Here is a 16163-nt window from a genome sequence, read left to right on the forward strand (position 1 = left end):
CTGACTGAAATTACTCGTCCGTCAGGCGGTTATAATTATCAAAGCGCTGCTTCTTTTTCTGGGGGGCCGGCGTGTTGAGGGTACCGTTGGATTCGGGCTCGTAGCGCAGGCGGCGGCGCGAGGTGGCGCGCAATATATCCTCGCCCGCGCCGGCGTGGATGACGATTTTCAGGCCCCGGCCGGTGAGCTCAAACACGTCGTTGCTGCCCAGGCTTTCCAAGGTAAGGCGCTTGGTTTCAGCGGTATAGAATGTGCGCTGGTAGAAGAGCGAATCGGTTCCCAGGGTGCGGCTATATACCCGCACAGTGGTAGAGTCGGGCGTGCGGGCCACCACGAAGTGGTCGGGCAGCTCGGTGCCGGCCACCACGGGGCGCTCCGCCTTTAGCCTGTAGTATTTCTGGGCCACGGCGGGCAGCTGGTCGCGGCGGGCTTGCAGGTCGCGGAGCAGGGTGGGGCCTTCGAGGGAGTACACGGCGGGCGGTAGCTGCCGCACGGCGCGGGCCAGCACGGAATCGGGCAGGCGGGTTTGGGTGTGGCGGGCGGCGGCGGCAAAGTCGCGGCGGGTCAGCGCATTCAGGCCGCGCTGGTCCACGTAGCGGCCCTGGCCGGTGAGGGCCGGAATATCATGATATTTTCGCTTGAATGTAACCAGGTGGCGCACCGCAAACTTACGCGTCATCAGCCAGGGAATCACCCCGTCGGAAATCCGAAAAAATACTTGGTCGCGGTCTTTGGGCACGGCCACGTAGAGGCGGCCGCCGCGCCGGTTGGGGTCGGCCAGCTCGCCCCACTGCCACTGGCCCGAGTGGCGGTCCCAGTCGCCCACCAGCAGGTCGAGCAGGCGGGCGCGCAGCAGGGCAGGCTGGTCGGGGCTGTTGCGCGGGTCGGCGTAGATGCGCTCGCGCATGTCCTCGTCGTCGATGTACTTGCGGGCCTGGGGCAGCAGGGCCGAGCTCACCTCATCGCCGGTATATTTTTCTTCCAGCAGCACCAGCTTGCCGCGCAGGCGCTCGTTGGCCTCGGCCGAGCCGAGGTTGTCGGCATCGGCGGGCACGTAGAAGATGCGCGGATGGGTGTGGGGCACCCCCAGGGCCAGGGCCAGCGGCGTCACCACCAGGGCCCCGTAGGGGTTGCCGGCCGAAGTAGCATCGCGCAAGCCATTGGCCAAAAACGTTTTTTGGTAAAATTCAGGCAGAATGCGCGCCGGGTCTTTATCCAGTGAGCGAATCACAAATAACTGTTTGTCAGGGGATTGTAGGGTAAGGCTGGTGCTTTGGAAGCCGCCCCCCAGCTTGGTGGGCGTCAGCGGGCCGGCCGTGGGCACCGCCTGGCCCAGGCGCAGCACGGGCACGCGCACTGGTGCGGCCCACACGGCGCGGTGGTGCGCCCCAAAAAACACTTTGTAAAGCCCGCTGTGGTGGTTGTACTGCCGGCCGGCCGTGGCCCACACGCTATCGGGGGTAGCCGGCCGGCCGGCCGGGTCCGTGGCCAGCCGGGCATCGGGCTGAAAGTAATTGCGCCGGACGCAGCCAGTGGCTAAGCTCCCCACCAAGCCGCCGGATAATAATAATAAGGTAACAGAGCGCAAGAGAAGCCAGAATAACGGGTGCAAGGCGGCAAGGGCCGCGTCAGGCCTTCTAACGTAGCTGCATCGGAAAAGATGGGGTTCCGTGGGCCCCTGCACTGGGCAACCCCACCAGCCCGCCTTGCGCTATACGGAGAAATTACGTTACTTTATGAAGAAGGCGGCGCTGCTGGCTTCCCGGTGTAGGTGCTACTAATTACCAAAAAAACAAGGAGTAACAACTGGGTGCTGCTGGCGGCGCTTGGCCTGGGGCTGGGCGGCTGCGCGGCCCCCACTACGCCCGCCCCCGGCGAGGCCGGCCCGGTTTTCAACGCCGATTCTAGCACGGTGCGGGTGGCGGCCGGGGCGCACTACGCCCGGCGCGGCTGGTGGTGGCAGCGGCTGTGGGGCCGCCACTACCGCCAGCTGTGGGCCACCCCGGTTACCGCGCCGGTGCTGCGTCTGGGGGCCATGGGCCTGCAACCCGTGCGGGTGGGTGGCAGCTTCCAAACCAACTCGCTGCACCTGCGCACGCCCGATGGCCGCGATTTTGTGCTGCGCTCCGTGGACAAAGACCTGCGCCAGTCGCTGGCGGCGGGCTGGCTGAGCCGCACGGTGGCCCCCGTGCTGCACGACCAAACCTGCGCCGCGCCGCCCTACGGTGCCTACGTGGCCGCCCGGCTGGCGCCCGCTGCCGGCGTGTTTCACACCAACCCGCGCCTGGTGTACCTGCTGCCCGACACGGCGCTGGGTCGGTTTCGGGCGCAGTTTGTGCCGGCGCTGTACTTGCTGGAGGAGCGTCCCGACCGCGACCAGCGCCACGCGCCCAGCTTTGGGGGTGCGCACCGGGTAGTGGGGTCCGATAGTATGCTGCGGCAGGTGCTGCGCGGCCCGGCCACTCACCTGGCGGCACGCCCCTACCTGCGCGCCCGCCTGCTCGACCTGCTGGTGGGCGACTGGAGCCGCCGCGCCGACCAGTGGCGCTGGGCGGCGTTTCCGGCGGCGGGGGGCGGGGTGGTGTTCCGGCCCATTCCGCGCGACCGCGACCAGGCGTTTTTTCGCTTTGACGATGGCTGGCTCACGCGGCTCATCTCGTGGGTACGGCCTCGCTACCAGAGCTTTAACTCTCACTTGGTGGCTGCCGATGTGGGCCCGCTCACCACCACGGCCCGCGCCCTCGACCACACGGCTCTGGCCCTGCTGCCCGAAGCTGCGTTTCTGGCCGAGGCCGACTCGCTGCGCCGCCGCCTGCCCGATGCCGTGCTACTGGCCGCCCTGCAAACCGTGCCCGCCGAGGTGCGCGCCCGCATGACTCAGGAGCTGCTAGCGGCCCTGCGCGCCCGCCGCGCCGCCCTGCCCGCCGTGGCCCGCCGCTACTACGAGGTGTTGCAAGAGGCGGCCGTCGTCACGGGTACCGATGCCGCCGAGCGCTTTGAGCTCATTGGCGAAGGCCCCGGCCAGCTGCGCCTGCGCGTGTTTGCCCGCCGCCCGCCTCGGCCCGACAGCCTACTCGGCGAGCAGCGCTACGATGTGCGCCGCACCACGCGCCTCAGCATCTACGGCCTGGGTGGCAAAGATGAGTTTACCCTGAGCGGCCGGCTGGCCCCCGGCTTCGGGGTGCATTTATATGGCGGGGCGGGGCGCAACGTGTTTTTGCAGCAGGATATACTGGCGGCCGCCGGCCCCGGCTTCACTATTTACCCCGGCCCGGCCGATGACCTGGTGCAGGTAAGCCACACGGTGCGCGTGTTGGTGGGGGCTAATGCGCCCGCCACGGCTGCCGCCTGGGTAGCCAGCCAGTACCGCCTGCAGTTGGGCAGCCGCCCGGCCAAGTAGGGGTAGCGCGGACGTTGTGAGTCCGCGCGTGGGAGCATTAAACAACGACCCCACGCGTGAGCTCACAGCGTCCACGCTACTTCCCAATAACCAAAGGGTTTACCCCATCTACGGTGCCCTCGCTGCTCAGCACCCGAAAGCGGGCAAATAATTCTTCCGAATACCAGCCTTCGCGGCGCGTGAGCTGAATTACCTCGCGGTGCTTCGTATCGCGGTAGGCATACTGCTGCATGGCCGCCACCGAGTCCCACACGCTGAAGGTGGCCTGCCGCACCAGCGGTAGCTCGCCCAGCCCAATGGCCAGCCGCAGCCCCTGCGCACCCACTGCGGCCCGGCTCGTGGGCTCTACGTAGCGCCAGAACCGGGGCGCGCGCCGCAGCCGGATGCTGGCCCGCGTGAGCACCGCTACCGGTCCCTCCGGCTTTGTGATAAGTGTTTCATAATCAAATGGATTGCTGCCGTCCCAGAGGCCGTGCGCGACCAGGGGGGCCAGCGCTGCGCGCCAGGTTTCGCAGCTGCGCTGCTCGTAGGTGGCCCACAGCGGATGCTCCGCAAAAAAGGCGGTGGCGGCGGCCTCCGTTTCCCACACGGCCAGCAAGCCGTAGCGGTCGAGGTTGGGCAAAAAGCCGAAGCCATTGGCCGCGCCGCTGCCCAGCAGCTGAAAAAAGCGCAGCCCCGGCAGCTTGTGCAGCACGCGGGGCGAAGTACCCATTTGGGTGAGGCCCCAGTGCCGCTGGCCGGGCCGCAAGGTGAAAAGAGTAAGCGTAGTAAACATGCGTGTTGCTTAAGCAGCTATTCCTCGTCTCTTGTTTCGTAGGAGGTGATTACTTCTTGCCAAAATTCGTTTTCAGCCTCCGGTACGCTCCGCAAGGTGCGCAAATAAGCATCGGCATCTTCTTGTAAATCAACGAGTTTAGTAAGTAGCGTAGTAAATTCGAAAAGGGTGGCCGAAACTTTAAGCGGCGTCCAGCTGCCGGCGCCGTGGTAGGAGAAATAAACGGGAAAACCCAGGTCGCTTTCCGAAAAATCTACGTAAAAAGGGTCGTCAAAATAATTGGCGGCTATCAGGTACCAGGTGGGTTTAAAATCGCCCTCCAGCGTGCCCGTTATGTCCTCCTTAGTTACCGCATTGTACCGGTAACCCGCCTGAAAGTCACTGAAATTAGCAGCAGTAGGGTAGTGGTCTGGCAAACACATCTGGCCAACCTCAATTTCCTGGGTAATAAAGGCTTCAATTTCGGGCGGAATACGCATTTTTTATGACTAATAATTGATGCTGATTTTATCCTGATAGCAACTTTCGAAAATGCCGTTTTTGCTAGCCAGCTTGAGGTGCATTCCTCGTTGAAAGCCCTCCTTGCTTAAGGCATCTATTATCCAATTAAAATCGAACAATGGCGGCCTCACAACAAGGAACATCTTGTAAGAAATATTGCCGGAGGAATGTTCTGATTTTTGCTCCACCAGAAAATGCGCGCGTTTAATGTAAACTTTATTTTTAAGTAAGATATTGGTAATCAAGTAGAAGATATTGTCATCACAAATTTCGTCTAAATTACTAAGGCCATAGTATGAAGCCAAAACAGCCACTGGAAATTCGATTAGAATTTCCAGTGGCTGTTCATAGTCAATCTCGATTTGCAAACTAGCCATACCTATAATTACCAGCGTTGAGTATTAACCAAAAACGAGTGGTAATTTAAAGACGGCACAGCCGCTAAAAACCGGCAATTACGTGTAAATCAACTGCTGCTTAGAGCTTCACCTGGGCGTGCTCGTTCACGTCGTCGTCTTTGCTGGCTTCGCCCGTAATTACGGCGCGGGCGTAGCCGTAGGCCCGTGAAAGCACTCCGCTGGGCGAGTCCCAATACTCAGCCTTATCAATGGCTATCTTGAGAATCATGATGCTGGGGTCTTCCTTGCCTTTGGGGAACCAGGCGCGCATGTCCTCGCTCCACAGCTCAGCAATTTTGGCCTCGTCGCGGTAGGCGCTGGCGTGGCCCGATACCGACACGTACACGTTGTTGCTGGGGTTGGCGTAGCTCAAGTTTACTTGGCTATCCTTTTTTACTTCGTACACCTTGGCCGACTCCTTGTCGGTGAAGAACAGCAGCGAGCCGTCGGCCTCCGGCTTGATGGTAGCCATGGGGCGGCTGTGCAGTGCCTGGCCTTCGTCGAAGGTGGTGAGCATGGCAATGCGCACGTCCTTAATTTTTTCAAACAGCTTGCTGAGGTCGTGGGTGACGGGGGTTTTCGAATCAGACATGGGAAAAGAGGATTGTAAGAGATAAGCCCGCGCCGGCCAGCGGCAGCGGGTGGCCTTAGCTTACGGCTGAACCCCCAACTGGTTTCCTGGTTAGCAGCGGCAGGCGGGGCCAACAGCGCCCGGCCGGCCCGCTCGCCGCATTGCTCCGCTATGAATTTTCTGGCTCACTTGTTCCTCGCCGGCCCGCCGGCCGCCCCGGCCTACGCCGGCCAGCTGCTGGGTCAGTTTATTGCCGACTCGGTGCCCGGCCGCCGCTTCGAGGCGTATCCGGCCGCGGTGCAGGCCGGTATTCGGGCGCACCGCGCTATCGACACATTTACCGACCAGCACCCCGTGGTGCGGCGCAGTACGGCTCGCCTGCGCACGGCCGGCACCGGCAAATACGCCGGCGTGGTGTCCGATGTATTTATGGACCATTTTCTGGCTCGCAATTTTCACGAGTTTTCGGCCGAAGCACTGCCCGACTTTACCCAGCGTGCGTATGCGCTGCTGGCCACGCAGCAGGCTGATTTTCCGGCGCCCGTGCTGCATTTCTTTCCGCATCTGGTGCAGCACAACTGGCTGCTGCACTACGCTGAGCTAGCGGGCATTGGCCGCGCCTTGCAGGGCTTGAGCCGCCGGGCGTCGCCCGGCTCGGGCATGGACACGGCCGTGCACGAGCTGGCGCGCCACTACGCTGCTTACGAGGCCGACTTTCGGGAGTTTTTTCCGCAGCTGCAAGCCTACGCGGCCGGGCTGCTGCCCTAGCTGGCGGGCCGCTCCTGGCCGGGCTTGGCCGTGAGCTTCAGGTAGAGGATAATGCTGGCCAAAACGCCGCATATCAGGTTGGTGAGCAGGATGGGCAGGTTGTCGATAAGCACCGCATACACGGCCCACAGGCAAGTGCCGGCAAATAGTATCAGGAAGGTGGGCAGGGAAAGCGCGCTGGTATCGCGGGTCTTGATGGTGCGATACGCCTGGGGCACGTAGGCCACGGTGGTAAGCAAGGCAGCGATGTTGCCGATAATAGTAGCAAGCGTCATGCGCAGAGTGGGAAAAGGACGAAAAACAAAAGCCGGGAGCTGCCCGCCAATCGGCGGGCAGCTCCCGGCTCACAAAGTAAGGCGGGAAAGAAGGAAGAATCAGGGGGTAGGAAGGTAGAATTAACCAGTGATTAATTCCCCGTTTTTAGCTACTGATGCTTCCCTGCTCACTAGTGCTGGTGGCCGCCGTCGCCGTGTACGTGGCCGTGGGCCAGCTCCTCGGTGGTAGCGGGGCGCACGTCCTGGATTTTACCGTCGAAGTGCATCATCATGCCGGCCAGCGGGTGGTTGAAGTCCATCGTGATTTGCTCCTCGCCAATTTCAACTACTTTGGCTTGCATGTGGTGGCCTTCGTTGTCGGCCATGGGCAGGTAGTTGCCCACTTGCAGCATCTCGCTATCAAGCTGACCGTCAATTTCAAACACCTGCTTCGGAATTTCTACCACGGCCTGCTGGTCGTAGTCGCCGTAGCCCTGCTCGGGCGTGAGCGAGAAGCTAAACGAATCGCCGGAATTTTTGCCATCGAGCTGCTGCTCAAACTCTTCGGGCAGGCCGCTGTGGCCAAAAAGGAAGACCATCGGCTCATCAGCCTCGGCTTGCTCAACTAATACTTTCTGCTGGTTTTCGTCGGTTACGGACAGGTCGTAGGTCAGGGTTACGACGGAGTTCTGGGCAATGGCGGCCATAAAAAGAGTGGGTTAATGTTGGCCGCAAAGGTAGGGCTGCGGCGAGTTGGGAGTCGAAAAAGAACGTCCTGCTACCGAAGGAAACCGCGTGCTCGCCTAAGTAAGCCCAACGGTTGGGGCTGGTTGCGGAGGGGAGTGGCTTGTTTCGGCAACAGGACGTTCTTTTTTACTGCGTAGCTTTTACTTTACGGCCTCCACCAGCAGGGCCTCCATTTTCTGGGCGGCTTTCAGCTCGTGGCTCCAGAAGCGGTGGTGCGCGATGGCCTCCATAGACTGCGGGGCCAGGTCGCTCATCACGTTGCCAGTGGCTATTACAACTCCCTCTGCGCCCACAATGTCCATTGCGCCGGGGTAGGCGGCGGCTTTGAGCAGGTCTGCGCCCTCGGCCGAGGCGGCGCTGGGCTTGCAGTGCTTGAAGGCATCGTGCACAAAGCGCACGGCGTCCGCGTCCTGCGTCAGCAGCTGCACGCTGCTGGCTCCGCCCGGCCACGTACACGGCATCAAACAAGGACGAGGAAGTGCTCTGGAACGTCCAGTTGGCCATTATTTCCTGGCCGCCCTGGCCCTTGATGGTGCCCAGGTGCGTGGCCACGATGGCGGTTTGTGCGCCGGCATCCATCAGCGTTTTCATCAGCGCGCCAATGGCCGCCACGTCGGCCCCATCGGTGGCCAGAATAGCAACCTGCCGGGTTTTGATGTCCTTTTTATTGGCGTTGGCCGGGCTGTTGGCCGCCATGCTGAGCGCGGCCGAGCTATCCACGGTCGGCTTGGCCGTGCCCGACTGGTAGCCGGCCGGGTTGGCCTCGGCGGGCACGCCCAAGTTGAGCTGCGTACCGTTGAGCTCCGGCACGCGCATGCCCAGGCCCAGGGCCACGCGGTGGGCCAGTTCGTGGTCTACCTGCGCCAGCAGCAGAATGGTGCGCTTGCGCACAGCCAGCGTCTGCACGTGGCCTAGCTCGAAGCGCAACGCCTTGACGATGTGCAGCTTCTCAATCTCGGTCTGGCTATTCCAGAAGAACTTGGCCTGGCTGTAAAAGTCGATGAAGCTCTTGCGGCGGCGGCGAATTTTGGCCCCGTCCGCGCGGGCATGGGTGCTCACGAAGCCGCCCTCGCTCTGCTTGGCCTGCTCAGGGAAGTTGTCGTTCAGCAGGTTGGGGCTGTAGGCCGTCTTGCCCTTGTTGATGGTCTGGCGCATGTGGCCGTCGCGCTGCCCGTTGTGAATAGGGGCCAGCGAGCGGTTAATCGGAATCTCGTGGAAGTTGGGGCCGCCCAGGCGCTTAAGCTGGGTGCCGAGGTACGAAAACAGCCGGCCTTGCAACAGCGGGTCGTTCGAGAAATCAATGCCCGGCACCACGTGGCTGAGGCAGAACGCGACCTGCTCGGTCTCGGCAAAGTAGTTGTCCACGTTGCGGTTGAGCACCATTTTGCCGAGCATCTGCACCGGTACCAGCTCCTCGGGAATGAGCTTGGTAGCATCCAGAATATCGAAGCCGAACTTCATTTCGTCTTCTTCCTCAATCACTTGCACGCCCAGCTCCCACTCGGGGTAGGCCCCCATCTCGATGCAGTTCCAGCGGTGGAAGTCGGGGTCGTTGCCCGGAATCTGCTGCGCCTCTTCCCAGGCCACCAAGTGCACGCCCTGCTTGGGCTTCCAGTGAAATTTTACGAAGCGCGACTTGCCCTCGGCGTTAATCAGGCGGTAGGTGTGCACGCCGAAGCCCTCCATCATGCGCAGGCTGCGCGGTAGGCCGCGGTCGCTCATCACCCACAGCAGCATGTGTATGCTTTCGGGGTTAATGGAGATGAAGTCGTAGAACATGTCGTGGGCCGAGGCGGCCTGCGGAATCTCGTTGTGCGGCTCGGGCTTCACGGCGTGCACGAAATCGGGAAATTTCATCGAGTCCTGGACGAAAAACACCGGCATATCATTGCCCACGAAATCATAAACGCCTTCTTCCGTGTAAAATTTCACCGCGAAGCCGCGCACGTCGCGGGCCAGGTCGGTGCAGCCGCGCGAGCCAGTCACCGTCGAGAAGCGGGTGAAAATGGGGGTTACCGCGCCCAGCTGCAAAAACGCGGCGCGAGTCAGGTCAGTGGCGTTGCCATAGGCTTCGAAGTAGCCGTGGGCGCCCACGCCCCGGGCGTGAATTACCCGCTCAGGAATGCGCTCGGGGTCGAAATGCGTAATTTTTTCGCGTAGCAGAAAGTCTTCTAGCAGCGTGGGGCCGCGGTCGCCATCCTTGAGCGAGTTCTGGTCGTCGTTGATGCGCAAGCCCTGGTTGGTAGTCAGGAATTGCCCGCAGCCATCCTCGCGGTTCTGGGCTAGCTCGTCGGTTTGGGGGTGCTTACCATGTCTTAATGGTTTTGCTTCGCCAGTGGTTTCTGGTCCATAAACAAAAGTGGATTAGGAAAAGGAAAGGAAGATAAATTTTTGCCAACGAGCTTCCAGGCCAGCGGGTTAGCTTAAATTCTCCTTAATAAAACCACCGCGGAGGGCTACTGCCTGAGCGTCAAAACCGGTCTTTTTAGTAAGGTGGAGGTAATTCTTATAAAAAGAATTTTATTCTGTAACCGGGGCCCGCCACCGGGGCGCGGCCGCACAACTTCGGTTCGCTCCGGGGCGTAAAGGGGTGCTCCTACTTGCCTGAAAATCAAATGAAAATCCTTTTCCTGCCGCTAGCCGCACTGGCCAGCACGACCCTGCTCATCGGCTGCGGCCCCCAGCAAGCTGAAGATAAAAAAGTGGTGGCGACAGCCCCCGCTAAGTCGGTTGAACTGGCCGATACCGCCACCCAGGGGGCTAAGCCGCGCCTGATTGCCACCTTCCCCGACTCTATGAATACGCCCGATGGCCTGGCCCTGCTGCCCGATGGTCGGGTGCTGCTCTCCATCCCCAACATGGCCGATAACAGCTATCCGGCCCGCATTGTGGAGCTAACCGCCGGCGGCTACAAGCCCTTCCTCAGCCACCTGCCTCCCGAGCCCACCACCAAGCACGCCGCCCCGATGGACCTGGCAATGGGCCCCGATGGCAACTTGTACTACGCTGAAAACCAATACGAAAACAGCAAGGATTTTAAATCGCGCCTGATGCGGGCGCTGATGAAAAACGGCAAGCCCACCGGTACCATCGAAACGGCCGTGGACAACTTTGCCCTCGCCAACGGCACGGTGTGGAAGGGCAACGACCTCTACGTGACCGACAGCCAGTGGGACCTGCCCGATAACGACAAGGGCAGCGCCATCCTGCACTTCACGCTGGCCGAGCTGAAGCCCGGCACCACCATCCACCTCAAGCCCAAAACCAAGGACCCGCACGTACTGGCCATGTTCACAACTACCGTGAACGAAACCGGCGTCGATAACGGGGCCGACGGCATCGACTACGACAGCCAGGGCCGGCTTTACACCGGCTCGTTCGGCGATGGTGTGCTCTACCGCGTCACGCTCAAGCCCGATGGCAGCTACGCCAGCCAGGAAATCGTGCCGGTGGCCGGCCCCAAAATCCCCTGCATCGACGGCTTCGTCATTGACCGCGCCACCGACAAGGCCTACATCACCAGCGCCCGCCTCAACTCGATTGACGTGGTGGACCTAAAAACCAACGCCCACAGCATCTTGGCCCGCAACGGCGACACCAACGGCGCGGGCGGCCGCCTCGACCAACCCGCCGAGGTGCTGCTAAAAGGCAAGCAGTTGCTTATCTCGAACTACGACAACCCGGTGCCGCACTTCGTCAACACCAAGTCAGATGCCCCGCACACGGAGTCGGCGATTGATTTGCCGTAAGTGTGTAGCTGCGTCACTGCTGTTGCGCGCCACAAGGACTGATTGTCTACCAACGGTCCCTCTGGGTCCGGGTCCCCTTTGGTGGGAGCATTTTAATTGTCAGCCAGCCTTGCCGTGAGCAGAATTGGGGATGAGTTTTCAAACAATATGCCCAGCGTTTTACTTTATGACTCTGTCAACCAAAAACTTAAACCCTTTCCACATGAAAATGACACCAGCAAAATTCCAACTCCGCACCTTGGCCACCGTATTTGTCGCCTCGTCCCTGGCATTTGGCAGCGCGGGCTGCTCCAGCACTGCTACCACTGATATGGCGAAGACGGATGCCAATGCAATGGCTACCGACTCAGCCAAGACTAGCGGCGACAACATGGGCATGGCCGACACGAGTGGGAAAAACCTGGCTGAAAACGCCACCGCCGTGCCGCAAATGAGCACCCTCACTGCCGCCCTGAAAGCCTCCGGCCTCGCCGATAAAGCCACCAGTGGTGGTCCCTACACGGTATTTGCCCCTACCAACGAAGCTTTCGATGCGCTGCCCGCCGGCACGCTTGACAACCTGCTGAAGCCCGAGAACAAGGCGAAGCTGGCTGATATTCTAACCTACCACGTAGTGCCGGGCAACGTGATGGCCGCCGATTTGAAGAATGGCCAGGAGCTAACTACCGTTGGTGGTAAAAAGCTGATGGTCAGCGTTTCGGGTGGTACTGTAACTGTAAATGGTGCCACCATTATCAAGGCTGATGTAAAATCAAGCAATGGTGTAACGCACGTAATAAACCAGGTGCTGCTGCCAAAGTAGGCTTTTCCGCCTGCTGAACCGGCAATTTAGGCTGCCAGCTTTGCTGAGTAGTCTAAAACTGGCCTGGGAGCGTTACCAATCGCTTCCCAACCCGAAAGCAACCTAAAGCGCCCCCACGTAAATTAGAACGTGGGGGCGCTTTATGCTTGCCAGGCTTGTTAGTAATTGGTTGTCAATACGTTGTATCAGTTACTCGAAAAACAGCGTTAGGCTTCCGTGAATCCAACCTAACGCTGTTTTTGCATAAAATACTGATTAGCAGTGAATTAATTAACATCCTTGCTTACGCCAGCTCCCAGGCGGTGCGGTAGCCGCCCACGCGCTCCACGTATTCCAGAAACGCCTTGTAGAACGGGTGCGAGCCCAGCGTAGACGAATCGCCCACGAGCAGCAGCTTTTTGCGGGCGCGCGTCATACCCACGTTCATGCGCCGGATGTCGGAGAGAAAGCCGATTTCGCCGTGCGAGTTGCTGCGCGTCAGGGAGATAGCGATAATATCGCGCTCCTGGCCCTGGAACGAGTCTACAGTACCTACGCTCAGCTGGCGATGCAGCAGGAGGCCACTTAGCTCGTCGTTTTCCTCCACGGCATCCTTCAAGTAGTTGATTTGGGCGCGGTAGGGGGCAATTACGCCGATGCTGAGCGGGTCGTTTTCGTGGTCTACGGCGTCGTAGGGCTCCAGCAACTGGGCCAGGCGCTTGAGCAGCAGGTCGGCCTCCTCGGGGTTGGCCGTAGAGCGGCTTTCCGGAATGGTAATTTCCTGAAAGCCAAAGCCGGCCGTGTCCAGAAACTCGACCGGCAGGTCGGGGGCAAAGCGTAAGTCGTAGGCTTCGAGGCCGTTGTGGGCCACGGTGGGCGAAGCCACCAGGCGGCCCTCGTAAAACTGCTCGGAGCTGAACTGCATTATCTGCTCGTGCATGCGGTACTGTACTTGCAGCATGCGGCTGGCCTCGGGCTGGCGCTTGATGCCTTTCTCGAAAAGTGTTTCGCGCAGGCCGTCGCGGGCCGCTTTTTCGCTTTTCACGGTGGGCGGCAGCTGCTGGTGGTCGCCGGCCAGCACCACGCGCTGGGCCTTGGAGATGGGTATCCAGCAACCCGGCTCCAGGGCCTGGGCGGCCTCGTCGATAAACACCGTTTCGTAGGTGAGGTGCCGGATGTTGCGGTTGCTGGCACCCACTAAGGTGCAGGTAATCACCTGCACCTGTTCGAGTAAGTCCTCGGTAATGTAGCGCTCCAGGCCGTCGGCTTCCTGGTGCATGGCCCGCGCTTCCTCCTTGAGGTGGCGGCGCTGCTCGCGCTCTTCCCAGCCAAAGGTGCGGGTTTGCTTGCTGGCCAGCTCGCGGTACTGCTCGGCGGTTTGGCGCAGCGAGCGCAGCTCGCCGTAGCGCTTGTGGGCCATCACCTGGGCATCGAGGGTATGCTCCAGCAGCAGGTCCGACACGCGCGAGGGGTTGCCCATGCGAATGACGTTGACGCCGCGCTCGGCCAGCTTCTCGGTGAGCAGGTCCACGGCCGTGTTCGAAGGCGCGCATACCAGCACGCGGCGCTCGCGCCGGATGGTTTCCAGAATGGCCTGCACCAGCGTGGTGGTCTTGCCGGTGCCGGGCGGGCCGTGGATAATGGCCACATCCTGAGCCGCTTGCACGTGGCGCACGGCTGCCAGCTGGCTCTCGTTGAGCGGGCTGGGGTAAAAAAGGTCGTCGGCTTTTTCCTGGCGGAAGCGGGCGGGCTTGGCCCCGAGCAGAATATCGCGCAGGTCGGCCAGGCGGTCGCCGTAGGCGCCCATCACCTTACCCAGCGCGTAGTCCATCTCGCGGTAGCTCACCTCATCAAAGGTGAGGTCGATGCCCAGCTTGCCGCCCTCGTGCACCCAGTCGGGCAGGTCTTCCTTTGTGGTGGCCAGCAGCAGTTTATTGCGCCGCACGCTGGTAATGACGCCGCTGAGCGTGGGCCGGTCGGTGGCGGCGCGGCCGGGCACATTGCCGAACAGCGACGCGTTTTTACCCACCTGAAACAGGTGCAGCCCCTGCTGCCCGGCGGGCCGCTCCAGCTCAATCACGACCTTGCCGCCGAAGCCCACGTCTTCCTTGGTAATCGTGACGGGGTACCAGGTGAGGCCGCGCTGCTGGCGCTCCTGGATGCTGGCCTTGGCGTTTTTGAGCTTAAACTGCTCTAAATCTTCTTGTTGCTCTAGCTTGAGCAATGCCTGCACGCGGCGCAGCTCCTTCTCAATGGCGTAGGGCTCGGCGTGGGGGAGGGTACTATCGGTCGACAAAAGACAGGGATATAATTTTCGTTGGAGGGGTAACAACGGAAAAGGCAAATGAGTGGCCGAAGGTCGGCATTAATTGGGCAAGCGGACGGCGCGAGTACTTTAGCCCGCGCAACCTGGCCCTCTTTTCACATTCCGGTTAGTTCTATATGTCTGCTCTCTCTCTGGCTACTGCTGGCTCAACTGCCATTCCCACCCTGGAGTGGGCCGAATACAAGTGGCTGGGTACCATTGCGCTACATAATTGGGAAGCCTTCAACCAAGGCCGGGGTACCTGGAAGGCCGTGCGAGCCGCCACCAATGCCCGGCGGCGCAAGCGCGAGAAGCACGCCGGCCAGGAACGGGATAGCTACGGCCCAAACGACGACCCGCTGGAGCTGGATGTAGATTCGCCCGTTGTGAATGTGCAGTTGCCGCCCAGACCCGAGCAGGTGCGGGCCTACGAGTGGCTACTCGCACACGAAAGCGAGCTGCTGCAAGCTACGCTGGCCTATTTTTACCGGCACTGGTGGACCATCCTGCTCACTTACAGCTACGACGATGACGATAATGCCAATCGCCACAGCCTGCCCGCTAAGCTGCGCGCCCCCGAAGAGCTGCGCGGACTAATCGAGCTGCACCGCGTTTATATAAAGGGTGAGCATACCGACGGCGTGGCGCACATCGGGCTGGCCCTGAGCTGCGATTGGGATACCGAACATGGCATGGGGGTGTACACCTGCCGCAGCGAAGTACTGGGCTTCGGGAGCAGCGACCTGGCCGCTGGCGACCTGGACGATGCTTTTGAGCTGGATGAAGAGGGCGACGAATAGGTGCGGAGCCTTACTTAACTGAACAATTCACCTAGAGGCTATCCAAATAGGGATTGTCATACTGACGAAGAAAGCATCCTATCAGGCTAGAACAAGTCGTCCAAACGTGATAGGATGCTTTCTTCGTCAGCATGACAATCCCTATTCGGATAGATTCTAAGTATAAATAATTGTCATTCAGCAAAAAAGCTAATCTCACTTACTGCTGCCAAACAGGTAGGCCGCTGCTAAAGTAAAGCAGCGATTGTGGTAGGAAGGAGCGGCTCTGCCTTTGCCAGCGGGGTACTCAGCCCCGAGGTTGCGCAGGCCGTAGCTGTATACCAGCTGCACCTGCAGATGCTGCCCCCCCACGCCCATGCCCAGCTGCCCGCCCGCATCGAGCCCCCGGCTATAGTAGGTGTGGCTGGAATAGTTGGTGTTATACGTATCGCCGGGCGCTACATTGCCCGAGTCGCCACCGCCGCCCTGAAATGTGCCGCTTGTATAGGCCTGTGAGGTAGACTTGTAGCTGCCGCCGCCCAAGAAGCCGGCGTAGGTACCCGCCAGCAGCAGCAGTCCCTGGCCGTTTGGGGCCGAGCTATATTGCAGGCGCAGCGGGAGCACTAGGTAGTTGAAGCGAAAATCGTAGGTTTCGGTATAGGTGTAGGTGTAGCTGGAGTACGCGGTGAAATAGCTGTTTTCGACGTGGGCCCCCTTTTGCGAAAACAACAAGCCCGACTGCAGGGCATAATGCGCCGCCAAGTCGAACTGCACCTGCGCGCCCGCCTCCAGGCCCGGCCGGTACGAGTTGCTGCTCTTGTCGCTGGAGGTAATGTCGGGGAATGCGTAGTTGCTGCCCGCGTAATTGAACCCTAGCTGGGGGCCGAAGCGAAAGCCCGCCTGGGCAAAAGCAGCGGGCGCTGCCAGCAGTAGGCCAACGGTGAGTAAAAATTTATTCATTTAAAGCATTTAAAAAAGATTGGAGGAAGCAAAAGTATGGGCTGCTAGTTGTATAGTCCCACAAAGTCATGGGTAGGGTCACGAGTGAAGATAGTAGGATTTTTTGTATACTCGGCGCAGACAAACTCGTAGGGGGTCTGGCCCCGTAGCTTTTTGAGCCGCTTAGCCCCGTTAT

At 60.5% G+C, this 16163-nt stretch carries 15 protein-coding genes; 5 read left to right on the forward strand and 10 right to left on the reverse strand.

The genetic code is table 11. From position 1 onward, the window contains the following. Positions 1–10 precede the first annotated feature (10 nt). The gene (locus QMK33_RS12885) at positions 11–1588 is read right to left on the reverse strand and encodes a hypothetical protein (protein WP_283565004.1); all 1578 of its coding nucleotides are present in this window, start codon (positions 1586–1588) and stop codon (positions 11–13) included. 183 nt (positions 1589–1771) lie between these two features. Between QMK33_RS12885 and QMK33_RS12890 the strand changes: the two genes are divergently transcribed. After that, positions 1772–3400, forward strand: coding sequence for a hypothetical protein (locus QMK33_RS12890; protein ID WP_283565005.1), 1629 nt, complete (start codon positions 1772–1774; stop codon positions 3398–3400). Positions 3401–3476: 76 nt separating this feature from the next. Here QMK33_RS12890 and QMK33_RS12895 read toward each other — a convergent pair whose 3' ends face one another. The 4 genes from QMK33_RS12895 to QMK33_RS12910 form a co-directional block, all read right to left on the reverse strand. After that, positions 3477–4175 (reverse strand): spheroidene monooxygenase, encoded by a 699-nt coding sequence (locus QMK33_RS12895; protein ID WP_283565006.1) that lies wholly within the window; start codon positions 4173–4175, stop codon positions 3477–3479. Between the two features lie 17 nt (positions 4176–4192). Further along, on the reverse strand, positions 4193–4654 hold the full coding sequence (locus QMK33_RS12900) for a hypothetical protein (protein WP_283565007.1): 462 nt from the start codon (positions 4652–4654) through the stop codon (positions 4193–4195). Between the two features lie 9 nt (positions 4655–4663). Then, a complete protein-coding gene (locus QMK33_RS12905) occupies positions 4664–5053 on the reverse strand; it encodes a hypothetical protein (RefSeq protein WP_283565008.1) in 390 nt (129 codons plus the stop codon). A gap of 100 nt (positions 5054–5153) precedes the next feature. Then, positions 5154–5666 carry a pyridoxamine 5'-phosphate oxidase family protein gene (locus QMK33_RS12910; RefSeq protein ID WP_283565009.1) on the reverse strand — a complete coding sequence of 171 codons (513 nt, stop codon included), beginning with the start codon at positions 5664–5666 and terminating at the stop codon, positions 5154–5156. A 150-nt stretch (positions 5667–5816) separates the two neighbouring features. On the opposite strand from QMK33_RS12910, the gene QMK33_RS12915 reads away from it, so the two are divergent. Further along, the gene (locus tag QMK33_RS12915; RefSeq protein ID WP_283565010.1) at positions 5817–6413 is read left to right on the forward strand and encodes an acyl carrier protein phosphodiesterase; all 597 of its coding nucleotides are present in this window, start codon (positions 5817–5819) and stop codon (positions 6411–6413) included. On the opposite strand, the gene QMK33_RS12920 is transcribed toward QMK33_RS12915, so the two are convergent. The 3 genes from QMK33_RS12920 to QMK33_RS12930 form a co-directional block, all read right to left on the reverse strand. Further along, positions 6410–6688: a SemiSWEET family sugar transporter gene (locus tag QMK33_RS12920; RefSeq protein ID WP_283565011.1), complete on the reverse strand. Its 279-nt coding sequence runs from the start codon at positions 6686–6688 to the stop codon at positions 6410–6412. The genes QMK33_RS12915 and QMK33_RS12920 overlap by 4 nt on opposite strands. A 170-nt stretch (positions 6689–6858) precedes the next feature. Next, entirely contained in the window at positions 6859–7374 is a 516-nt protein-coding gene (locus QMK33_RS12925) for an FKBP-type peptidyl-prolyl cis-trans isomerase (protein WP_283565012.1), read from the reverse strand. 166 nt (positions 7375–7540) lie between these two features. Continuing rightward, positions 7541–9646, reverse strand: a complete 2106-nt coding sequence (locus tag QMK33_RS12930) for a catalase (RefSeq protein WP_283565013.1) — start codon at positions 9644–9646, stop codon at positions 7541–7543. A 383-nt stretch (positions 9647–10029) separates the two neighbouring features. Here QMK33_RS12930 and QMK33_RS12935 point away from each other — a divergent pair, with 383 nt between their 5' ends. Further along, a complete protein-coding gene (locus QMK33_RS12935) occupies positions 10030–11163 on the forward strand; it encodes an SMP-30/gluconolactonase/LRE family protein (RefSeq protein WP_283565014.1) in 1134 nt (377 codons plus the stop codon). A 208-nt stretch (positions 11164–11371) separates the two neighbouring features. Beyond that, positions 11372–11965 (forward strand): fasciclin domain-containing protein, encoded by a 594-nt coding sequence (locus tag QMK33_RS12940; RefSeq protein ID WP_283565015.1) that lies wholly within the window; start codon positions 11372–11374, stop codon positions 11963–11965. Positions 11966–12248: 283 nt separating this feature from the next. Here QMK33_RS12940 and QMK33_RS12945 read toward each other — a convergent pair whose 3' ends face one another. Beyond that, positions 12249–14240 carry an AAA domain-containing protein gene (locus QMK33_RS12945; protein WP_283565016.1) on the reverse strand — a complete coding sequence of 664 codons (1992 nt, stop codon included), beginning with the start codon at positions 14238–14240 and terminating at the stop codon, positions 12249–12251. Between the two features lie 146 nt (positions 14241–14386). Here QMK33_RS12945 and QMK33_RS12950 point away from each other — a divergent pair, with 146 nt between their 5' ends. Further along, positions 14387–15049 carry a DUF6985 domain-containing protein gene (locus QMK33_RS12950; RefSeq protein ID WP_283565017.1) on the forward strand — a complete coding sequence of 221 codons (663 nt, stop codon included), beginning with the start codon at positions 14387–14389 and terminating at the stop codon, positions 15047–15049. A gap of 195 nt (positions 15050–15244) precedes the next feature. Here QMK33_RS12950 and QMK33_RS12955 read toward each other — a convergent pair whose 3' ends face one another. Further along, complete coding sequence (locus QMK33_RS12955; RefSeq protein ID WP_283565018.1) at positions 15245–15988, reverse strand: outer membrane beta-barrel protein; 744 nt, start codon at positions 15986–15988, stop codon at positions 15245–15247. Between the last annotated feature and the right edge of the window lie 175 nt (positions 15989–16163).

This window comes from Hymenobacter sp. H14-R3 (assembly GCF_030063445.1).
Lineage (GTDB): Bacteria > Bacteroidota > Bacteroidia > Cytophagales > Hymenobacteraceae > Hymenobacter.